The organism is Alteriqipengyuania flavescens, assembly GCF_030406725.1.
In the GTDB taxonomy this organism is placed as follows: Bacteria; Pseudomonadota; Alphaproteobacteria; order Sphingomonadales; family Sphingomonadaceae; genus Alteriqipengyuania_B; species Alteriqipengyuania_B flavescens.
The window spans coordinates 492,311-511,144 of sequence record NZ_CP129107.1 but is presented as its reverse complement, the minus strand read 5'-3'; the positions used below and the strand labels follow the sequence as shown (position 1 = coordinate 511,144).

General features: G+C 67.3%; 20 protein-coding genes. 11 read left to right on the top strand and 9 right to left on the bottom strand.

What is annotated here, in order from left to right:
• The first annotated feature begins 58 nt into the window (after nucleotides 1-58).
• The 4 genes from QQW98_RS02675 (at nucleotide 59) to QQW98_RS02660 (ending at nucleotide 4,488) form a co-directional block, all read left to right on the top strand.
• Complete coding sequence (locus QQW98_RS02675) at nucleotides 59-781, top strand: hypothetical protein (RefSeq protein WP_290136014.1); 723 nt, start codon at nucleotides 59-61, stop codon at nucleotides 779-781.
• 86 nt (nucleotides 782-867) lie between these two features.
• Nucleotides 868-1,782, top strand: coding sequence for a sulfite exporter TauE/SafE family protein (locus tag QQW98_RS02670; RefSeq protein WP_290136013.1), 915 nt, complete (start codon nucleotides 868-870; stop codon nucleotides 1,780-1,782).
• Nucleotides 1,779-2,531 carry a TIGR02186 family protein gene (locus tag QQW98_RS02665; RefSeq protein ID WP_290136012.1) on the top strand — a complete coding sequence of 251 codons (753 nt, stop codon included), beginning with the start codon at nucleotides 1,779-1,781 and terminating at the stop codon, nucleotides 2,529-2,531. Before QQW98_RS02670 ends, QQW98_RS02665 begins: the two co-directional genes overlap by 4 nt.
• A gap of 100 nt (nucleotides 2,532-2,631) precedes the next feature.
• On the top strand, nucleotides 2,632-4,488 hold the full coding sequence (locus QQW98_RS02660; protein ID WP_290136011.1) for an ATP-binding protein: 1,857 nt from the start codon (nucleotides 2,632-2,634) through the stop codon (nucleotides 4,486-4,488).
• On the opposite strand, the gene QQW98_RS02655 is transcribed toward QQW98_RS02660, so the two are convergent.
• The 3 genes from QQW98_RS02655 to QQW98_RS02645 form a co-directional block, all read right to left on the bottom strand.
• A complete protein-coding gene (locus QQW98_RS02655) occupies nucleotides 4,476-4,748 on the bottom strand; it encodes a hypothetical protein (RefSeq protein ID WP_290136010.1) in 273 nt (90 codons plus the stop codon). The two genes, QQW98_RS02660 and QQW98_RS02655, sit on opposite strands and share 13 nt — an antisense overlap.
• A 142-nt stretch (nucleotides 4,749-4,890) precedes the next feature.
• Nucleotides 4,891-5,628, bottom strand: coding sequence for a 7-carboxy-7-deazaguanine synthase QueE (locus QQW98_RS02650; protein WP_290136009.1), 738 nt, complete (start codon nucleotides 5,626-5,628; stop codon nucleotides 4,891-4,893).
• A 7-nt stretch (nucleotides 5,629-5,635) separates the two neighbouring features.
• Nucleotides 5,636-8,521 carry a valine--tRNA ligase gene (locus QQW98_RS02645; RefSeq protein ID WP_290136008.1) on the bottom strand — a complete coding sequence of 962 codons (2,886 nt, stop codon included), beginning with the start codon at nucleotides 8,519-8,521 and terminating at the stop codon, nucleotides 5,636-5,638.
• A gap of 91 nt (nucleotides 8,522-8,612) precedes the next feature.
• Between QQW98_RS02645 and QQW98_RS02640 the strand changes: the two genes are divergently transcribed.
• The 4 genes from QQW98_RS02640 to QQW98_RS02625 are packed head-to-tail and all read left to right on the top strand — an operon-like array spanning nucleotide 8,613 to nucleotide 12,199.
• The gene (locus tag QQW98_RS02640) at nucleotides 8,613-9,716 is read left to right on the top strand and encodes an ABC transporter permease (protein WP_290136007.1); all 1,104 of its coding nucleotides are present in this window, start codon (nucleotides 8,613-8,615) and stop codon (nucleotides 9,714-9,716) included.
• A gap of 8 nt (nucleotides 9,717-9,724) precedes the next feature.
• On the top strand, nucleotides 9,725-10,633 hold the full coding sequence (locus QQW98_RS02635; protein ID WP_290136839.1) for an ABC transporter ATP-binding protein: 909 nt from the start codon (nucleotides 9,725-9,727) through the stop codon (nucleotides 10,631-10,633).
• Between the two features lie 7 nt (nucleotides 10,634-10,640).
• Entirely contained in the window at nucleotides 10,641-11,588 is a 948-nt protein-coding gene (locus QQW98_RS02630; protein ID WP_290136006.1) for an MlaD family protein, read from the top strand.
• Complete coding sequence (locus QQW98_RS02625) at nucleotides 11,585-12,199, top strand: ABC-type transport auxiliary lipoprotein family protein (RefSeq protein ID WP_290136005.1); 615 nt, start codon at nucleotides 11,585-11,587, stop codon at nucleotides 12,197-12,199. The genes QQW98_RS02630 and QQW98_RS02625 overlap by 4 nt, the downstream gene beginning before the upstream one ends.
• On the opposite strand, the gene QQW98_RS02620 is transcribed toward QQW98_RS02625, so the two are convergent.
• Genes QQW98_RS02620 through crcB form a run of 6 tightly spaced genes read right to left on the bottom strand, consistent with a single transcriptional unit; the run spans nucleotide 12,196 to nucleotide 15,918 of the window.
• Entirely contained in the window at nucleotides 12,196-12,891 is a 696-nt protein-coding gene (locus QQW98_RS02620; RefSeq protein WP_290136004.1) for an ATP12 family chaperone protein, read from the bottom strand. The genes QQW98_RS02625 and QQW98_RS02620 overlap by 4 nt on opposite strands.
• Entirely contained in the window at nucleotides 12,888-13,118 is a 231-nt protein-coding gene (locus QQW98_RS02615) for a hypothetical protein (protein WP_290136003.1), read from the bottom strand. The genes QQW98_RS02620 and QQW98_RS02615 overlap by 4 nt, the downstream gene beginning before the upstream one ends.
• Entirely contained in the window at nucleotides 13,111-13,767 is a 657-nt protein-coding gene (locus QQW98_RS02610) for an HAD-IA family hydrolase (protein ID WP_290136002.1), read from the bottom strand. The genes QQW98_RS02615 and QQW98_RS02610 overlap by 8 nt, the downstream gene beginning before the upstream one ends.
• Nucleotides 13,764-14,366, bottom strand: coding sequence for an FMN-binding negative transcriptional regulator (locus tag QQW98_RS02605; protein ID WP_290136001.1), 603 nt, complete (start codon nucleotides 14,364-14,366; stop codon nucleotides 13,764-13,766). Before QQW98_RS02605 ends, QQW98_RS02610 begins: the two co-directional genes overlap by 4 nt.
• The gene (locus QQW98_RS02600; protein ID WP_290136000.1) at nucleotides 14,366-15,514 is read right to left on the bottom strand and encodes an RluA family pseudouridine synthase; all 1,149 of its coding nucleotides are present in this window, start codon (nucleotides 15,512-15,514) and stop codon (nucleotides 14,366-14,368) included. The genes QQW98_RS02605 and QQW98_RS02600 overlap by 1 nt, the downstream gene beginning before the upstream one ends.
• On the bottom strand, nucleotides 15,511-15,918 hold the full coding sequence (gene crcB / locus QQW98_RS02595; RefSeq protein WP_290135999.1) for a fluoride efflux transporter CrcB: 408 nt from the start codon (nucleotides 15,916-15,918) through the stop codon (nucleotides 15,511-15,513). The genes QQW98_RS02600 and crcB overlap by 4 nt, the downstream gene beginning before the upstream one ends.
• Nucleotides 15,919-16,148: 230 nt before the next feature.
• Here crcB and rpsU point away from each other — a divergent pair, with 230 nt between their 5' ends.
• From rpsU to QQW98_RS02580, 3 genes are all read left to right on the top strand, one after another.
• A complete protein-coding gene (gene rpsU, locus QQW98_RS02590) occupies nucleotides 16,149-16,349 on the top strand; it encodes a 30S ribosomal protein S21 (protein ID WP_290135998.1) in 201 nt (66 codons plus the stop codon).
• Nucleotides 16,350-16,445: 96 nt separating this feature from the next.
• On the top strand, nucleotides 16,446-16,991 hold the full coding sequence (locus tag QQW98_RS02585) for an FKBP-type peptidyl-prolyl cis-trans isomerase (RefSeq protein ID WP_290135997.1): 546 nt from the start codon (nucleotides 16,446-16,448) through the stop codon (nucleotides 16,989-16,991).
• A gap of 68 nt (nucleotides 16,992-17,059) precedes the next feature.
• The gene (locus QQW98_RS02580) at nucleotides 17,060-18,775 is read left to right on the top strand and encodes a DUF4153 domain-containing protein (protein ID WP_290135996.1); all 1,716 of its coding nucleotides are present in this window, start codon (nucleotides 17,060-17,062) and stop codon (nucleotides 18,773-18,775) included.
• The last annotated feature ends 59 nt before the right edge of the window (nucleotides 18,776-18,834 follow it).

The following is an 18,834-nucleotide window of genomic DNA, read 5'->3' as shown; positions in this document are numbered from 1 at the left end:
GGGCCTGCCGCAAATCTGGTCGCCGGGTGCAAGGGCCCCCTATTCGCAGCCTGCAGCGATGTCGCTTTCGTCGATCCGTCCCGCCGGCCCGCTGTCGCCAGCCTATGTCATCGACCAACGTCCCGCGAGCCGCTGGTCCGCCGGCGTCTGGCTGCTGGCCCGCGATGGTTCTTCCGCCGCCCTATCGTCGCTTTCGCCGCCCTACGGGGGCAGCCAGGCCGGCGCCGTCGTGCGTTACCGGCTAGGCGGCAGCGACAATCGCCCGACCGCTTACGCGCGGGTCAACCGCTCGCTGGCGCGCAACGCTGCGGATAGCGAGCTCGCGCTCGGCCTGAGCGCACGGCCGCTTGCCCGTGTGCCGGTGGTGGCCGCGGTCGAAGGGCGCGTGCGGGACGTCCGCGGCGGCACGGACACGCGCGCGGCGGCGCTCGCGTGGACCGAATTGCCCGTACAGAGCTTGCCGCTCGGCTTGCGGGCCGAAGCGTACCTGCAGGGCGGCTACGTCACGGGCCGCGACGCGACCGCTTTCGTCGACGGGCAGGTGCGGATCGACCGCGAGGTCGCTGCGCTCGGCGGCGGCAGGGTGCGCCTGCGGGCCGGCGGCGGCGCGTGGGGCGGGGCGCAGGAAGGCGCGGCAAGGCTCGACGTCGGTCCTGGTGCGACGATGCAACTGGACCTCGGCCAGCCTGCCGCGCAGGTGGCGCTCGACTGGCGCTTTCGCGTTGGAGGCGATGCCGCGCCCGCATCGGGGCCGGCCGTGACCGTGACGATCGGCTTCTGACTGGGCGGGCGAGGCACGAAAACCCGCTCACAAAGGCGCTTCGCCGCTTCCGTTAGCGGGCTGCGGCGGTTACGGCTGGGCGGCCCATGGATATCTACCTCCCCATCGCCAATCTCGCCGTCAACGGCTGGGTGATCCTGGCTCTGGGCGGGGTGACCGGCATCCTGTCCGGCATGTTCGGCGTGGGCGGCGGGTTCCTGACGACGCCGCTGCTGATCTTCTACGGCGTGCCGCCCACCGTGGCCGCCGCCTCCGCTGCCAGCCAGGTGACCGGCGCCAGCGTCTCCGGCGTGTTCGCCCACACGCGGCGCGGCGGAGTCGATTACCGGATGGGCCTCGTCACCGTCGCGGGCGGCGTGCTGGGCACCGGGATCGGCGCGCTGCTATTCAACTTCCTCCGCTCGCTCGGCCAGATCGATACGGTAATCAACATCCTCTACGTGATCCTGCTCACCAGCATCGGCACGCTGATGGCGCGCGAAGGGATGGACGCGCTGCGCCGCCAGCGCGGGGGCGAAGTGCGCAGGGCCGCGCGCCGCCGGCACCACCCGCTGGTGGCGAACTTGCCGTTCCGCTGGCGCTTCTATTCCTCGGGCCTCTACATCTCGCCCATCGCCCCGCTGGTGCTGGGCATACTGGTCGGCATCCTGACGATGCTGCTGGGGGTAGGCGGCGGCTTCATCATGGTCCCGGCGATGCTGTATATCCTCGGCATGAGCGCGGGCGTAGTGGTCGGCACCTCGCTGTTCGTCATCCTGTTCGTGACGATGGCGACCACGATGATGCACGCGCTGACCACCCGGGCGGTGGACATCGTGCTCGCCGCGATCCTGCTGTTCGGATCGGTCACCGGCGCGCAGCTGGGCGCCAAGTTCGCCGCGCGCGCCAAGCCCGAAATCCTCCGCCTGGTCCTGGCCGCCATCGTCCTGGCGCTGGCCCTCAAGATGGTGTTCGACCTTGGTGTGACGCCGGCGGACATCTACACGGTCGACCCGCTATGAGGGTGCTGCTCGCCATTCTCGCGCTCGTCCTGTGCACCGCCCAGCGCGAGCCGATCCTGGTGCCCGAAGTCTCACAGCACGAAGTCGCGCTGCAGCAGGGCTTTACCGGCACCGAACTGCTCCTCTTCGGCGCCATCCTCGATCCCGCCGGCACCCGCGCCGGTGGGCAATACGATATCGCCGTGGTCCTGAAAGGCCCGACCGAGGCGATCCGGCTGCGTGAAAAGGACCGCATCTTCGGCGTGTGGATGAATGCGGATTCCACCGAATTCCGGTCCGCCCCCAGCTTTTACGCCGTGGCATCCTCGCGCCCCATCCCGGCCATCGTCGACGACAAGACGGCGGCGATCTACGAACTCGGCCTGCGCTGGCTGCAGCTGTCGCCGGTCGGCGCCATCGACCCCGAAGAACAGGCGCGCTTCGCCGCGGGACTGGTCGATTTGCGCAGCGAACAGGGCCTGTTTTTCGAGCAGGCTAGCGGCGTGACGATCAGCGACGACGTGCTTTACCAGGCGCGCATCCCGCTGCCGTCGAACGTGTCAGCCGGCACTTACACGGCAGAGACTTTCGCCATCCGCGACGGCCGCGTCCTCGCCTCCGCCGTGTCGGAGGTGGAGGTGCGCAAGACGGGGTTCGAGCGGGACGTGGAGCTTTTCGCGCTCGACAACGGGTTCTGGTACGGGCTGCTGGCGATCTGCCTGTCGATCCTGCTTGGCTGGATCGCGGGCCGCCTCTTCGCATTCATCTAGGCGATTTGCGGTCGGCGCAAGCCGCCAAATCTTAGCGCCAATTTAACCAATCCCGCCGTAACCGATGGCGAATACGGGTAATCGTCAGGAAGGTTTTTCGATGACCGACATGGGGCACCAGCGTTTTTCCCCCGCCGCGCACGGTACCGCTCCCACGGGCGAAGCGGACACCGGGCGGCCTGCCGCGCAGCCGGCGGGCGGACTGGGTTCCGCGATCCGCCTCGCACCTTCGGGTGAAGCGCCGCAGCCTGCACCGGCCCGCGCCGAAGCGCCCGCGCAACCTGTCGCCAAACCTGTGCCTGAACCTGCGCCTGCCACTGCCGCGCCGAAAAGCGTCGACCAGGCCGAACCGGCGGACAATGTGAAGCCCATCGGCGTCGTCCTCGAAATCGCCGGATCCGGTTCGCAGATCGCGCTCGACCCGAAGCGCCTCAACGAATGTGCCAGGGATGGCGACCCGTCCATTGCGCTGGCCGGGCAAGTGGGTAGCCAGGTCAAGATCCGCGCCGCCGATGGCTGGTTGCTCGCCAATGTGCGCGACCAGCGCCAGGAACGGCGCCAGGGCGGCGGGATCATCGCCGGCATCGACTTTCTCGGCGAAGGGCAGGAAGAGAAGCTGACCGGGCGCATCCACGGCTTCCGCCGCGGTGTGACCCGCTACCCGATCCCCGGCGCGATGGTCTATCCCGCCACCACGGCCGACCTCAAGCAGATCTACGCGTCGGACGGGCGCAGCTCGATCCGCGTCGGCACCGTCTATCCCACCAAGGACATCCGCGCCGGCATCTACATCGACGCCATGCTGGGCAAGCATTTCGCGCTGCTGGGCTCGACCGGTACCGGTAAGTCGACCAGCGCCGCGCTGATCCTGCACAAGATCTGCGATGCCGCGCCGGAAGGTCACATCGTGATGATCGACCCGCACGGCGAATATTCGGCGGCGTTCCGCAACACCGGCGTGATCTTCGACGTCGACAACCTCCAGATGCCGTACTGGCTGCTCAATTTCGAGGAACATTGCGAAGTCCTGCTGTCGACCGAGGGCAAGGAGTTCCAGGAAGACAGCGACATCCTCGCCAAGTGCCTGCTGAAGGCGCGGTCGAAGAACCGGCTGGCCGAACAGCTCGGCAAGATCACGGTGGATTCGCCGATCCCATACCTCCTCAGCGACCTGACCGGCATCATCCAGGACGAGATGGGCAAGCTCGACAAGGCGTCCAGCTCCGCCCCGTTCATGCGCATCAAGACCAAGATCGATGAGCTGAAGGCCGATCCGCGTTACCAGTTCATGTTCTCCGGCATGCTGGTGGGCGACACGATGGCGGACTTCATCTCGAAGATCTTCCGCATGCCTTCGGACGGCAAGCCGATTTCCATCATCGACGTGTCGGGCGTGCCGTCGGACATCACCAGCACGGTGGTCGCGGTGCTCAGCCGCCTGGTGTTCGACTTCGCGATCTGGGGCCGGAACGAGGCGACCAAGCCCATCCTGCTCGTGTGCGAGGAGGCCCACCGCTACGTACCGAACGAGAAGAACGCGGACGGTTCCTCCGTCGGCACGATCCTCAGCCGCATCGCCAAGGAAGGCCGCAAGTACGGCATCAGCCTGGGCCTCATCACCCAGCGCCCCTCCGACCTTGCCGAAGGCGTGCTGTCGCAGTGCGGGACGATCATTTCGATGCGCCTCAACAACGACCGCGACCAGGATTTCGTGCGCGCTGCCATGCCGGAAGGCAGCCGCGGGTTCCTCGATTCGATCCCGGCGCTGCGCAACCGCGAATGCATCATCTGCGGCGAAGGCGTATCGATCCCGATCCGCGTCAGCTTCGACAATCTCGAGGAAGTGAAGCGCCCGGCATCCGACGATCCCAGCTTCGTCGATCTGTGGAGCAAGTCGGGCGGCGAGGAAGACCTTGTCATCCGCACGGTCGACCGCTGGCGCAGTCAGGGCAAGTAAGCGCTATTGCCGCGGGGCCAGCGCCTCCAGCGCGGGCCGTAGCCATGCAGCACGATGGCGCGTGCATTGCCGAGGTTGCGATAGTCGCCCACGCGCGCAGCGATATTGCGCAGCGTGTCGGTGCCGATCGCGTAATTGCGCACCGGCCGGCCGAAGAGGGCAGGGTCCAAGCCTTCAAGATGGCTCGTGCCGATCAGCACGATACCGCCCGGTTCGCCCTGCGCGTCGAGATTGACGAGATAGCGATGCCGCTCCGCCACATAGGCGGTCGGCTCCGGCGGATCGAGGCCGAGCCGCTAGGTCTGGTCCGCCAGCAAGTGCGGCGCGAAGAAGGTGAGCGCCGCAATCCCATGCAGCGCCGCCACCCAGATGATGCCCAGCGCGATGACCGCGCGTTTCACCTCAGGTCCCCCGCGTGTCACCGTGGATATGGATGTGCAGGCGGTCGCTGAAGCGCAAACCGTGCTTCAGGCAAAGTTGCTCCAGCCAGGTGGCGCGCCAGCGCAGCATGTCGCTGCTGGTGCCTTCGGGCATCAGGAACGTGCGTTCGTTCGGGAACCGATAGCGTTCCTTCAGCGCCAGCACCTCGTCAAGGTCCTCCTCGCGCTGGATCACGAACTTGAAGAACGCGCGCGGATCGGTAGCGTAGGCGTCCAGCCGCTCGGCGACCAGCGCCAGCTCGCGCGGGTTGCCGCTGTGGGCGAGCTTGGGGCTGACGTTGTACTGGTCGATGCGAATGTCGAGCGGCGGCGGCGCGGTGGTGGTGCCGTTGGTCTCGATCTCCACGGTCATGTCGGGCAGCAGGGCGACCAGTTCCGCCAGCGCCGCGCCCTGGAGCAGCGGTTCGCCGCCCGTTATGACGAGCCGGTCCTGCCCCAAAGAAAGGATGCGCTCCGCCACGTCGGCCACGTCCAGCGTGACCTGGTTGGGCTTGCGCGGCCATTCCTCCCCGCTTTCGTGCGGGCGTTCGTCGCCTTCGAAATGCCAGGTGTAGGGCGTGTCGCACCACACGCAGGCAAGGTTGCAGCGCGACAGGCGCACGAAGGCGACGGGCCGACCCGCGCTCGCCCCTTCGCCCTGCAATGCGGCGAAGATCTCCGGCCCGCCACCGGGCTCCATTGCGGCGAGGACAAGCTTCACGCGCCTGTTATCCCAGCCGCGAGAGCGCCGCGTCGAACCGTTCGACCTCGGCGGTGTGGTGGGCGAGGTCGGCGCGCGCCTTTTCGACGGCTTCCGGCTTGGCGCGTTCGACGAAGTTCGCGTTGCCGAGCCGGCCTTCGAGCGATTTCGCTTCCTTGGCGGAGGCTTCCCGCGCTTTCGACAGGCGGCTGCGTTCCGCATCGATATCGATCACGCCTTCCAGCGGCACGATGACGACATCGTCGCCTGCGATGACCTGCATTGCGGGCCCGGCCGGCGCATCGCCCACGGTAACGGGGGTGAGCCGCGCCAGCCGCTCGATCGCGGCGCTGCTGCGCTCGATCACGCCGGCTGCGACCGGGGAGGGGCTGGCGATGAAGGCCGCCAGCTTCTCGCCCGGCGAAATGCCCAGCTCGTTGCGCGCACCGCGGGTCGCCGTGGTCAGGGTGATGACCCAGTCGATCGCCGCGACCGCCCGCGAGTTCACCGATGCCTGCGGCTGCGGCCACTTGGCGGTGATGAGCGGATAGTTCGCCCTGTCCCCCTGCTTGGACCACAGCTCTTCGGTGATGAAGGGCATGAAGGGGTGCAGCATGACGAGGATCTGGTCGAGCGCCCAGCCGGCGACGGCCCTCGTTTCCGCGGCCGCTGCCTCGCTCGCGCCGTCCGCGAAGACCGGCTTGATAAGCTCCAGATACCAGTCGCAGAACCGGTCCCACGTGAAGTGGTAGATCGTGTTGGCCGCCGCATCGAACCGCAGGTCGGCCATAGCCGCTTCGAGCACCTCGATCGTCTTTGCGACCTCGCCGATGATCCACTGGTTGGCGGCCAGCTTCGCTTCAGGCGCAGCGATTGTCTCGCTCGCGCCGATGCCGTTCGACTGGCAGAAACGCGTCGCGTTCCACAGCTTGGTGGCGAAGTTGCGATACCCCTCCACCCGCTTGTCATCCATCTTGATGTCGCGGCCCTGGCTTTCCATCGCCGCCATGAAGAAACGCAGCGCATCGGCGCCGTAGGTGTCGATCAGGCCGAGCGGATCGACCACGTTGCCTTTCGACTTCGACATCTTGGACCCGTCGGCGGCGCGCACCAGCCCGTGCAGGTAGAGGCGCGGCCACGGGTCCTGCCCGGTCAGGTAGCGCCCCATCATCATCATCCGCGCATCCCAGAAGAACAGGATGTCGAAGCCGGAAACCAGCAGGTCGTTGGGGTAGTGCTTGGCGAGCAAACTCCCACTCCCCTGCGGGGAGGGGGTTGGGGGGTGGGGGTTCGACGCTTGCCGGTCTTGGCCTACCCCTGCATCCGCCGGAGACCCATCCCCCGACCCCTTCCCTTCAGGGAAGGGGAGTGATTCGTCCGGCCAGCCCAGCGTGGCGAAAGGCCACAGGGCGGAGGAGAACCACGTGTCGAGGACATCGTCGTCGCGCGTCAATTCCACGCCTGACCCGGCGAGCGCCTGCGCTTCATCTTCCGTTTCGGCGACGAACACGTTGCCGTCACCATCGTACCACGCCGGGATCCGGTGTCCCCACCATAGCTGGCGGCTGACGCACCACGGCTGGATGTTCTCCATCCAGTTGAAGAAGGTCTTCTCCCAGCTTTTCGGGACGATCTCGACCGCGCCGGTCTTCACCGCTTCGATCGGTTTGACCGCCAGCTTCGCCGCATCGACATACCACTGGTCGGTCAGCCACGGTTCGATGACCACGCCGCCGCGGTCGCCGAAGGGGGTGGCGATGGTGCGCGGTTCGGCGTCGAGCTCCTGCTCCTCGCCCTTCTTCGTCTTCGCGATGTGCGGGATCAGGTAGCCCTGTTCCTTCATCCGCTGGACCACGAGCTCGCGCGCGCCCTTGCTTTCGCCCGCAAGGTGGATGTTGCGGAAGCGGTGGAGGCCGATGAATTCGTCCGGCACCAGGCCGTCCGCCGTCTGGCAGACGTTCGCTTCGGCATCGAGCATGTTGAGCATGTCGGCCGGCTGGAAGCCCGCACGCTTGCCGACCTCGAAGTCGTTGAAATCGTGCCCCGGCGTGATTTTCACCGCGCCGCTGCCGAGTTCGGGGTCGGCATGCTCGTCCGCCACGATGGGTACGCGGCGGCCGGTCAGCGGCAGGACCACGTGCTTGCCGACGACGCTGGCATAGCGTTCGTCGGTCGGGTGGACGGCCACGGCCATGTCGGCCAGCATCGTCTCTGGGCGGGTGGTGGCAACCTCGATGTAGTCCTGCCCGTTCGCCAGCGTCACGCCGTCTTCGAGCGGGTACTTGAAGTGCCAGAAATGCCCTGCGACGTCCTGCGTCTCGACCTCCAGGTCGCTGATCGCGGTCTTCAGCTTGGGGTCCCAGTTCACCAGCCGCTTGTCGCGGTAGATGAGGCCATCGTTATACAGGTCGACGAAGGTCTTCAGCACGGCACGGCTGAAATGCTCGTCCATCGTGAACTGCTCGCGGCTCCAGTCCATCGAACAGCCGAGGCGGCGCAATTGCTTCGTGATCTGGCCGCCGCTTTCGGCCTTCCAGTCCCAGACCTTGCCGACGAATTCCTCGCGGCTGTAGTTCGTCCGCTTGTCCTGCGCGGCTTCCATCTGGCGTTCGACCACCATCTGCGTGGCAATGCCGGCGTGGTCCATGCCGACGACCCATAGCGCGTCCTTGCCGCGCAGCCGCTCGTACCGCACGATGATGTCCTGCAGCGTGTTGTCGAGCGCGTGGCCGATGTGCAGGCTGCCCGTCACGTTCGGCGGGGGGTTCACCAGCGTGAAGGCTTCCGCATCGGGCCGTTCCGGCCGGAATAGGCCGTTTTCCTCCCAGTGCGCATACCAGCGAGCCTCGATCTCCGCCGGATCGAAGGTCGTGGCGAGGGTGTTGCCGGATGCGGTATTCGTTTCGCTCGTCATACGATCGGCATTGCCAGCGGCCCTGCGCCATTACAAGCAGGGCCGTGCAAACGCTTGTAAGGCCCTGCGAAACGCCGCATAAGCGCCCGCGATGAGCGACGGGGCACTTTTCCGGCAGGACGACGACGGCACGCTTGTGCTGGAAGGCAACTGGCTGGTCAGCACGGTGGGCGAGGTGGACCAGTCGGTCCGCGCGCTCGACGGCGAGGTGCGCCGCGTGGACCTGTCGGGCGTGGAGGAGATCGACACCGTCGGCGCCTATCTCGCCTGGTCCGTGGCCGATCGGCACGATGCATCGATCGAAGGCGCGGACGAACGCGCCACCCGCCTGATCGAAGCGGTGCAGAGCGACGAGGGCGAGGAGATCGATGTACGCGCCGAGCGCGCGCCGGTCATGCAGCGCGTGATGGGCGAAACCGGCGACAAGGTGATCAATTTCGGCTACGGCACGCGCGACATGGTCGCCTTCTTCGGTGCGGCGATATCCGCATTGGGCGCCGTGATCCGCCACCCCAGCCGTTTCCGCAGCAAGGCGCTGGTTCGCCAGATGGAACTGATCGGCGTTTCCGCGCTCGGAATCGTCGGGTTGATGAGCTTCCTGATCGGCATCGTCGTGGCGCAGCAGGGCGCGGTGCAGCTGCGCCAGTTCGGCGCGGAAATCTACACCATCAACCTCACCGGCAGGTTGTGCCTGCGCGAACTGGGCGTGCTGATGACCGCGATCATGGTCGCGGGCCGGTCCGGCAGCGCCTTTGCCGCGCAGATCGGCACGATGCAGCTGACTGAGGAAGTGGACGCGATGCGCACGATCGGCATAGCGCCGATGGAAGCGCTGGTGGTGCCGCGCATCCTTGCCATCGTGTTCATGATGCCGCTGCTCGGTTTTTACGCCAGCGCGATGGCGATCATCGGCGGCGCATTCGTGTCCGCGCTGACGCTGGGCATCCCCTTCGCCACTTTCCTTTCGCGCGTGCTGGAAGTGGTCCCGAGCTACGACCTGTGGGTCGGCCTCATCAAGGCGCCGCTGTTCGGCCTCATCATCGCGCTCACCGGCTGCTACCAGGGCATGCAGGTGAAAGGCGATTCCGAACAGGTCGGCCTGCGCACCACCACCGCCGTGGTGCAGGGCATCTTCGCCGTCATCGTGCTCGACGCGTTCTTCGCGGTCTTCTTCAGCGAAGTGGGCTGGGCATGACCAGGCTGATGGATCCCAAGTCCGCCGACGTCCTGCGCCACCGCCACGGGCGCTTCCGCGGCGAATACCCGATCCGCGTGCGGGGCCTGCGCAACGCCTTTGGCGAACAGGTGGTGCACGAAGGGCTCGACCTCGATGTGAAGCGGGGCGAGATCATCGGCGTTGTCGGCGGCTCGGGCACCGGCAAATCGGTTCTGATGCGCTCCATCATCGGGCTGCAGCAGCCGAGCGAAGGCGATATCGAGGTCTTCGGCAAGTCGATGACCGATGCGGAGCCGGACGAGGAAATCGGCGTGCGCAGCCGCTGGGGCGTGCTGTTCCAGGGCGGCGCTCTGTTCTCCACCCTGACGGTGGGTGAAAACGTGCAGGTGCCGCTCAAGCAGTTCTATCCCGACATCGAACCGTGGCTGATGAACGAGATCGCGCGCTACAAGGTGCGCCTGTCGGGGCTGCCGGAAGAGGCGGCGAACAAGTATCCGAGCGAACTTTCGGGCGGGATGAAGAAGCGCGCCGGCCTCGCCCGTGCGCTCGCGCTCGATCCGGAACTGCTGTTCCTCGACGAGCCGACCGCCGGCCTCGACCCGATCGGCGCGGCCAAGTTCGACGAGCTGACCCGCAACCTGCAGCAGACGCTGGGGCTTACCGTCTTCCTCATCACCCATGACCTCGATTCGCTCTACGAGATCTGCGACCGGGTGGCGGTGCTGGCGGACAAGAAGGTCATCGCGGTCGGCACGATCCCGGAGTTGAAGCAGACCGGCCATCCGTGGATCGAGGAATATTTCAACGGGCCGCGCGGACGCGCCGCTCTCGCAGGCAAGACCACCGGCGATGCCGACAAGTTGGATGCACAGCGGGCGGGGACCGCGAAAGCGGATGCCGCAGCCATGGACAAGCGTCCGGAAAACGGGGAATAGGGCCGCAATGGAAACTCGCGCAAACCATCTGTGGGTCGGTGCCGTCACGCTCGCCCTGCTGGCGGCACTGGCGGCGGCGATCATCGTCCTCGCCGGGCTCGGCAAGGACGACCAGCAGCGTTACGACATCTTCTTCAAGACCAGCGTCGACGGGCTCGCCAACGGCAGCCAGGTCAGCTTTTCCGGCGTGCCCGTGGGCCAGGTCGAGGAAATCGAATTGTGGCCGCAGGACCCCGAATTCGTGCGCGTGCGGATCCGGGTGAAGGACAACGTGCCGATCCTGCAAGGTACCACCGCGACCGTGCTGGGCAGCTTCACCGGCGTATCCACCATCCAGCTCGACGGGGCGCGCAAGGATGCGCCGCCGATTACCGAACCGGGGCCGGAAGGTGTGCCGGTCATCCCGTACAAGCCCGGCGGCTTCGGCGAATTGCTGGCGAACGCGCCGCTGCTGCTCGAACGGGTGGCCACGCTGACGGAGCGGCTGACGATGCTGCTGTCGGACGAGAACCAGGCCTCGATCGCCGGCATCCTCAACAACACGCAGCGCCTGACCGACCAGATCGCCGACCAGGCGCCCGAAATCACCGAGACGCTGAACGCCCTGCAGCGGGCCACCGACCAGGGCACGCAGACGCTGGCAGAGGCCGAAGGCCTGCTCCGCAGCGCGACCGTCTCCGTCGATGGCGTCAGCGCAGAAGCGCCCGCTATCGCTGCCAGCCTGCGCCAGACGCTGCAGGCAGCGGAAGGCGCCACGCGCGAACTGGAAGCGACGCTTGCCTCCGTGCAGCCAGCCGCCGCGCGGGTGAACAACGAAACGCTGCCCGCTGCCGAAGCCACGCTGCGCGACCTGCAGCGCACCAGCCAGTCGCTGCGCGCGATCGTCGAACGGCTGGAGGGCGAAGGTGCGACCAGCCTGATCGGGAGCGAGAAGCTGCCGGATTACAAGCCATGACCACGACCGGGAACAAGACCATGAAATCGATCCGCATGCTGGTTGCCTTGCCGGTCATCGCAGCGCTTTCCGCCTGCATCAGCTTCGGCGACGATCCGCCCGAAAGCCTCTTCGACCTCACCCCGCAAGTCATGCGCCCGGCAGGTTCGGGCAGCAGCGGCCTGATCGAACAGGCCATCGGCGTGAGCGAAGTCGACGCGCCCAAGAAGCTCGCCGTACAGCGCGTACCGGTGCAGATCGATGCGGCGAACGTCGCCTATCTGCAAGACGCGCTGTGGGTGGAACGCCCGACGCGCCTGTTCACCACGCTGCTTGCCGAAACGCTGCGCGCGCGGACCGACCGGCTGGTGGTCGACACCGGCAATGCGCAGGTCCTGCCCGACACCAAGCTGACCGGCACCTTGCGCGAAATGGGGTACGATGTGGCCACCAGCTCCGTCATCGTGCGGTTCGACGCGATGCTGACGACGGGCGAAAACGTGGTCCGCACCCGCCGCTTTGAAAGCCGTATCTCAGGCGTCGCGCCGCAGGCCGCAGCGGTCGGCCCGGCGCTCAACCAGGCGGCCAACGAAGTGGCGATTGGCGTGGCCGACTGGGCCGGCGGTGCCTAGCCCTTCCTGCTCAATTCGATAAACCGCGCGGCGGCCGCGAATTGCGCCTCGCGCCCGTCACGCCGTTCGCGCGCGGCCGGGTCCCAGCCCCATTGCTCCGCCTGCCAGTCTTCTTCGAGATTGGCTGCGGCGAACAGGCTTTGCGTATCCCCGCCCTCGCTGGCTTCCAGCGCGACGCAAAGCGACGCGGCGAGCGAGGCCAGGGTCTGCAGCCCGGCCAGCGTGAATGCGTCGCGTTTCGCCAGGCTCTCGGCCAGTGCGGTCTTCGTCTCTTCCGGGTGCGCGCGGTAGCCGACGCCGCTGACCCTCTCCAGCCGCACGCCTTCGCGCGCTTCGAAGGCGGATAGCAACGGCTCCCAAACGTCTGCCTGCTTGCGCCACAACGGCTCGTCCGGGTCGGCGCGGTAGCAGAGCGTGTCGGTTTCGAGGAACTGCAGTAGCTTGTCCGTCACGGCGGCGCGGTCGCGCGCGACATGGTCGATGGCATAGTCCGCCATGTCGCGCAGCGGGAAGGCGGCGGGGTCGACCTTGTCTCCCTGCGCCCGCCATTCGTCGGCCAGCGCCTGCGCCAGCGCATGGGTCGGCACGATCTGCGGCGCGCCGCCTTGCGTGCGAATGCGCCGCCCGTCGAGCGCCACCTGCCAGCCGCCGTCGACCTGCTCGACCGTGGTTTCCTTCCAGAAACGCTTCATTCCTTCGGGCTCCGGAACTGCTTCGCCATGATGACGGGGATCACGAAGGTTTCGACCATGCCGGCGAGGATAAGGACGTAACCGACTACCGGGTCCGGCCCGATCACGCCGTTCGCCATGGCGAGGCCCGCCAGAACCATGACGATGCCGACCAGCCGGCTCAGCTGGATCAGCATGAAGCGCGCGAAGGCCGGATCTTTCTCCTGCTGCTTCGGGTCGTCAGCCACGGATCATCGCCTCCAGTTCCTCCATATCGCGCGCCACGCCGATGGCGCCGGCGCCCAGCAATTCGTCCGCCTCGTGATAACCCCACTCGACCCCGATGGCGCGCACGCCCGCGTTGGCGGCGGCGGCGATATCGTACGTCGTATCGCCGATCATCACCGTGTCGGCAGGCGGGGTGGCCGAATCGAACATCGCTTCGGCCAGCATCGCGGGATCGGGTTTCGACGGATGGCGGTCGGCCGTCTGCAGGGAGGAGAACAGGTCGATAATGCCGTGCGCAGTCAGGCAGCTGACCAGCCCGCGGTCGGACTTGCCGGTCGCGACAGCCAGCGCCCAGCCATCCGCATGCAGGCGGCGGAGCAGCGCCTCGATCCCGTCGAACAGCGGTTCGTCCAGGCGGCCTTCGGTGCGCGCGGCGCGGAAATTTTCCTTGTAGGCTTCCACCACTTCGGCCCGTTCCGCATCCTGGCCATCCGGCATCAGGTGGCGGACTGCCTGTGGCAGGCTGAGGCCGACGATGCGGCGGATGGCGCTGCGCGGCGGGGGCGGGGCGCCGATCCGGGCGAAGGCCTGCTCCATCGCCTCGCACACGACCGCCTGCCCGTCGACGAGCGTGCCGTCGCAATCGAAAATGGCGAGGCGGCCGCTCACGGCAGCGTCCGCATCAGTTCGGCAACGCCGAGCGAGCCTTCGGCTTCCAGCGCGGCAGCGACCCGTTCGCGCTCGTCCGCCGGCTGGTTCTGCGACAGCTTGACCGTCTCGCGCCAGGCCATGACTTCCATCTCGAAGCCCACGATGCCTCGCAGCGGAGCGCGCATCGCCTGCGGGGTCAGCTTGTCCATCGTCCACGGCTTGCCGCCGGTAGCGATGCGACCTTCATGCCGCGAAGACAGGGTTTCGAGCAGGCCGAGCAGCCCTTCTTCCTCCATCTGCCGCACCGGCCCTTCCAGCTCGATCGCGACGTAGTTCCACGTCGGCACCTTGTTCGGATCGTCGTACCAGCGGCTGGAGACATAGGCGTCCGGCCCGTTGACCACGGCCAGCGCGGTCGCGCCCGGCAAGTGGCGGGTCAGGGCGTTGGCGCGGGCGAGGTGGAATTGCACCGCGCCGTCTCCCGTCGACACGAGCGGGGTGTGGGCGACGCGCGGTCCGTCGGGCGTGGTCAGGAAAACCGTGCCGAAGCCGACCTGGTCGATCAGCGCCTCGTGCAATGCGCGTTCGTCGCGCCGGAAGGCGGGATTGGGATGCATCAGCGCTTCTTGGGCGGCTTCTTCTTCGCGGCCCCCTTGGCCGGGGAGGTCACGCGGCTGCGGCGCTCGCCCCGGCGCGACTTGCGGTATTGCTTGGCGTGCTGGCGCGCCGCTTGCTTCTTTTCCGCCTTGCTGCGTTCGGGCGGGCCCTGTTCCGGCGCGGCATCGGACAGGGAAGGGTCGAAGCCCAGCTGCTCCATCGATTCCGCAAAATGATCGGGCAGCTCGGCGGTGACGTCGATCTTTCCGGAACTCTTACCGTCATTGGGACTGTCGATGATCAGGCGGCGCGCGTGAAGGTGCATCTTGCGGCTGATGCTGCCGGTCAGGAAGGCATCCTGCCCGCCGTACTTGCCGTCGCCCACGATCGGGTGGCCCATCGCCGCGCAGTGGACGCGCAGCTGGTGGGTGCGCCCGGTCAGCGGCTCCAGCTCCAGCCAGGCGGCTCGGTTGCCGGCCCTCTCGACCACGCGGTAGCGCGTCCTGGCCGGTGCGCCCTCGTCGTCGACATGCATCTTCTCGCCGCCGGTGCCGGGCTGCTTGGCGAGCGGGGCCTCGATCAATCCTTCGTGGATATCGGGTACGCCGACCACCAGCGCCCAGTAGATCTTCTTGGCGCTGCGCCCGGAAAAGCGCTTGGAAAAGAACGCCGCGCTGCCCGGCGTGCGGGCGATCAGCAGGACGCCGCTGGTATCCTTGTCCAGCCGGTGGACCAGCCGCGGGCGCGGTGCATCGCCATCCACGTAGGCATCCAGCAGCCGGTCGACATGGCGCGTGGTGCCGGTGCCGCCCTGCGTGGCGAGGCCCGGCGGCTTGTTCAGCACCAGCGCGGCCTTGGTTTCCTTTATGAGGATATCGGCGGCAAGGCTGCGATCTTCCTCCGACAGCTCGACCGGCTTACGCGGTTTGGCTGCCGCCCCGCCCGGTGGCACGCGCAGCACCTGCCCTGCGGCGAGGCGATCGTCCGGTTTCACCCGCTTGCCGTCCACCCGCACCTGTCCGGTACGCGCCCAGCGGCTGACCATGCCGAAACCGATCTGCGGCAGGTGGCGCTTGAACCAGCGATCGAGGCGGATGCCGTCGTCGTCCGACGCAACGGTAAACTGGCGCACCTCGTCTTCGGGGTTTTTCGTGCCGTCGGCGCTCATCCTGCCACCCGCATCATCGTGAGGCTGAAGAACAGCGCCGAAATGCCCAGCGCCACGCTCAGCAGGGCATAGAGCACGGCAAGGCCAAGCTGGCCGCGCTCGATCAGCAGCACGCATTCCAGGCTGAATGCGCTGAAGGTGGTAAACCCGCCCAGCAGGCCCACGCCGAGCAGTAGCCGCGCCTGGTCCCCGCCCGCGCCGTGCCGCGCGAGATAGCCGGCGAGGATGCCCATCAGCAGGCTGCCCGCGGCGTTCGCCACCAGCGTCGCCCACGGGAAGTCGCTGACCATCTCCGGCCCCAGCCAGCGGGTCATGCCGCGCCCCAGCTGGTAGCGCGCGGCAGCGCCCATCGCGCCGCCGAGGGCGACCGACAGGGTGGGGATGAAGGAAGGGGCGGCAGACATATGTTCGCGCCTTAGCGGCGCCGCGATGGGCTGACTAGTCGCGTGTGCCGCCGCGCGGCGAGCGAGCGCCTTGCGTTTTCCGGCGATTCGGCATATACAGCGCGCTGTCGGGCCCGATCCGGAACGGATGCGGTGCCTTTTTTGTTGTCTAATCAGACAGGAATACAACGGCAACCCCGCCACTGCAGGCGGGCTCTGCCCGCATCGTTTTGAAAGAGGTTGAGTAATTTATGCAGATCATGGTTCGCGATAATAATGTCGACCAGGCCCTCCGCGCGCTCAAGAAGAAGCTGCAGCGGGAGGGGGTGTATCGCGAAATGAAGCTGCGTCGCCACTACGAAAAGCCGAGCGAGAAGCGCGCCCGTGAAAAGGCCGCTGCCGTGCGCCGTGCCCGCAAGATGGAGCGCAAGCGGATGGAACGCGAAGGCTGAGCCATCGTTCGAATAGGCGCTTGCGGGCACCTTTCGACTAAGCCATGAGGGCGCGGAATTTTCCGCGCCCTTTTGCGTATCAGGACATGTGTTGAAATGACCGAGATCACCCGCGTACCCCTCCGCCCGATCAAGCAGGGCTCGCTCACCAAGCTGTGGGTGGCGATCGCCGTGCTGGTGCTGGCCGCGGCCGGCCTTGCCTGGGCCTCCATGCCCAAGGTCCAGACGCTGGATGGCGGCACCGCGGTGCAGGTGATCGAGGAAGGCGAGGGCGACAGTCCGGCGTCCAACGATTTCGTCCGCGTCGCCTACACCGGCTCGCTGGAAGACGGCACGGTTTTCGACCAGAACGACGATGCGGCCTTCCCGGTCGACGGCGTGGTCCCGGGCTTTTCCAAGGCGCTGCAGGTCATGCAGCCGGGTGGGAAGTACCGCGTGAAGATTCCCGCCGCCGAAGGCTATGGCGAAGCGGGCAGCGGCCCGATCCCGGGCGGCGCGGACCTCAATTTCGAAGTCGAACTGCTGGAATTCCGCACCCGCGCGGAGATCGAGGCGATGCAGCAGCAGATGCAGATGCAGCAGGAACTGCAGCGCCAGTTGCAGGAACAGCAGCAGGGCGCGACTCCGGCTCCGGCAGAATAACCCGCCGCGGCGAATAACTCGCGGCGCCCACTTGCGCAAAGATGCGGGCGGGTGAAAACTTGCGCCCCATGGAAAGCGATTTCGAACCGCAAGGGCCGCAGGCGGCTGCCCTGAACGACTGGCCGCTGCGGCCGTGGATCCTCGCAAGCCTGCTGGCGGTCGCCGGCTTCATGATCTTCGCGGTCACGCGCGGAGACGGCGCGGGCGACGATCCCACGAAGATGGCGCTCGCCGCCTTCGCCCTGTTCGGTGGGCTTGCCGCGGCCTTTGCCATGGACGAGGGGCGGGAGCTGCGCGCCGCGCTGTTCGGCTTCGTTGCCGGTCTGGTGATGGCGGGGATCGCCTATCGGGCCGTCAGCGCCGGTGACAACACGGCCGATGCGCCGTTCTGGGTCGCGGCGGGTATCCTCGCCCTCGGCCTCGCCCTGCCGCTGTTCCAGGCGGGCTTCCTGCGCGATCGCTGGCGTACCTCGTATGAGGCGATGCATTTCCACGTCTGGACGGATGCGCTGAGCGCCGCGGGGGCTTTCGCCTTTACCGGCCTTTCGTGGCTGCTGCTGGTCCTGCTCGCGGCGTTGTTCCGCGCGATCGATATCGACATCCTCGACGACCTCATGCACGAGCCCGCCTTCGGCTGGATGTTCTCAGGCGCGGCATTCGGCGGGGCGCTCGGTGTCCTGCGCAACCAGCGCCGCGTGCTCGGGACGGTACAGCATGTCGCGATGCTGGTGCTCTCGATCCTCGCCGTGCCCTTCGCCGCCGCGCTGACGCTGTTCCTGATCGCGCTGGTCGTGTCGGGGCCGCAGGTGCTGTGGAACGCCACGACAAGCGCCACGCCGCTGCTGCTCGCCTGCGCTGCGGCAAGCTTTGTGCTCGCCAACGCGATCCTGCGGGATGACGACCGCGCGATGACAGGCAATGCGGTGCTGCGCTGGTCCGCGCGCGTGCTGGCTGCGCTGATCCTGCCGCTGACGGTGTTCGCCGCCGTCTCCATCGGCCTGCGCATCGGGCAGCACGGCCTCAGCCCCGAACGCATCTGGGCGCTGCTGACCGTGGCGGTCGCCACCGCCTATGGCCTGGCCTACGCCGTATCGCTCGTGCGCGGATGGAAATCCGGCACCTGGCGCGACACGCTGCGGCAGGCGAACCTGCACCTCGCCGTCGGCACCAGTGCGCTCGCGCTGCTGCTGGCGCTGCCAATCCTCGACTTCGGCGCGATCAGCACGCGCGACCAGCTCGCCCGGCTGGAAAGCGGGGCGGTAAGCGCGGAGGAGTTCGATTACGCGGCGCTGAAGTGGGAATTCGGCGATGCCGGTCGCGCGGCGCTGGCGCGGCTTGCACGGTCGGAAGACACCGCCATCGCGACGCGGGCCGGCAACGCGCAGGCGGTTGCCAATCGCTACGATGTGGAGCTGGAGCCGGTGCGGCCCGACCGCTACGGCGAAGTGGGCTTCGCATTCGAGGACACGGCCTTGCGCGAAGCCGTGCACGGCTATCTCGCCAACAACCCGTGGCAGTGCGAGCAAGGCTGCGTCGCTCTCGATGCGGGCGAACGCGACGGGCGGCGCATGGTCGTGCTGACGGAAGGCTATTCCGCGCGGCAGATCTATTTCCGCCCGTCCGACCTCGTGCCGTTCCCGCCCGATCCGCCCGCTGCCCCGCCGAGCGGCGAGGACGGGAGCCTCGAAGTGGAGGCAGTCGACCCTGCGAGCGCCGAAATTCGCGAGGTCACCGGGCGGCGTGTCTATGTGGACGGCAAGCCGGTCGGCGACATCTTCGAATAGGTTTGCTGCGCCCGCTAACACCGCTTGAAGCAAAGCCTGCGCAAGGCTAACGCCCTCGC

Excerpts from the sequence above, each read along its gene's own strand:
- QQW98_RS02675 (WP_290136014.1), top strand. The coding sequence starts at position 59 with ATGTCGCTTTCGTCGATCCGTCCCGCCGGCCCGCTGTCGCCAGCCTAT.
- QQW98_RS02670 (WP_290136013.1), top strand. The coding sequence starts at position 868 with ATGGATATCTACCTCCCCATCGCCAATCTCGCCGTCAACGGCTGGGTG.
- QQW98_RS02665 (WP_290136012.1), top strand. The coding sequence starts at position 1,779 with ATGAGGGTGCTGCTCGCCATTCTCGCGCTCGTCCTGTGCACCGCCCAG.
- QQW98_RS02660 (WP_290136011.1), top strand. The coding sequence starts at position 2,632 with ATGACCGACATGGGGCACCAGCGTTTTTCCCCCGCCGCGCACGGTACC.
- QQW98_RS02645 (WP_290136008.1), bottom strand. The coding sequence starts at position 8,521 with ATGACGAGCGAAACGAATACCGCATCCGGCAACACCCTCGCCACGACC.
- QQW98_RS02640 (WP_290136007.1), top strand. The coding sequence starts at position 8,613 with ATGAGCGACGGGGCACTTTTCCGGCAGGACGACGACGGCACGCTTGTG.
- QQW98_RS02635 (WP_290136839.1), top strand. The coding sequence starts at position 9,725 with ATGGATCCCAAGTCCGCCGACGTCCTGCGCCACCGCCACGGGCGCTTC.
- QQW98_RS02630 (WP_290136006.1), top strand. The coding sequence starts at position 10,641 with ATGGAAACTCGCGCAAACCATCTGTGGGTCGGTGCCGTCACGCTCGCC.
- QQW98_RS02625 (WP_290136005.1), top strand. The coding sequence starts at position 11,585 with ATGACCACGACCGGGAACAAGACCATGAAATCGATCCGCATGCTGGTT.
- QQW98_RS02620 (WP_290136004.1), bottom strand. The coding sequence starts at position 12,891 with ATGAAGCGTTTCTGGAAGGAAACCACGGTCGAGCAGGTCGACGGCGGC.
- QQW98_RS02605 (WP_290136001.1), bottom strand. The coding sequence starts at position 14,366 with ATGCATCCCAATCCCGCCTTCCGGCGCGACGAACGCGCATTGCACGAG.
- QQW98_RS02600 (WP_290136000.1), bottom strand. The coding sequence starts at position 15,514 with ATGAGCGCCGACGGCACGAAAAACCCCGAAGACGAGGTGCGCCAGTTT.
- crcB (WP_290135999.1), bottom strand. The coding sequence starts at position 15,918 with ATGTCTGCCGCCCCTTCCTTCATCCCCACCCTGTCGGTCGCCCTCGGC.
- rpsU (WP_290135998.1), top strand. The coding sequence starts at position 16,149 with ATGCAGATCATGGTTCGCGATAATAATGTCGACCAGGCCCTCCGCGCG.
- QQW98_RS02585 (WP_290135997.1), top strand. The coding sequence starts at position 16,446 with ATGACCGAGATCACCCGCGTACCCCTCCGCCCGATCAAGCAGGGCTCG.
- QQW98_RS02580 (WP_290135996.1), top strand. The coding sequence starts at position 17,060 with ATGGAAAGCGATTTCGAACCGCAAGGGCCGCAGGCGGCTGCCCTGAAC.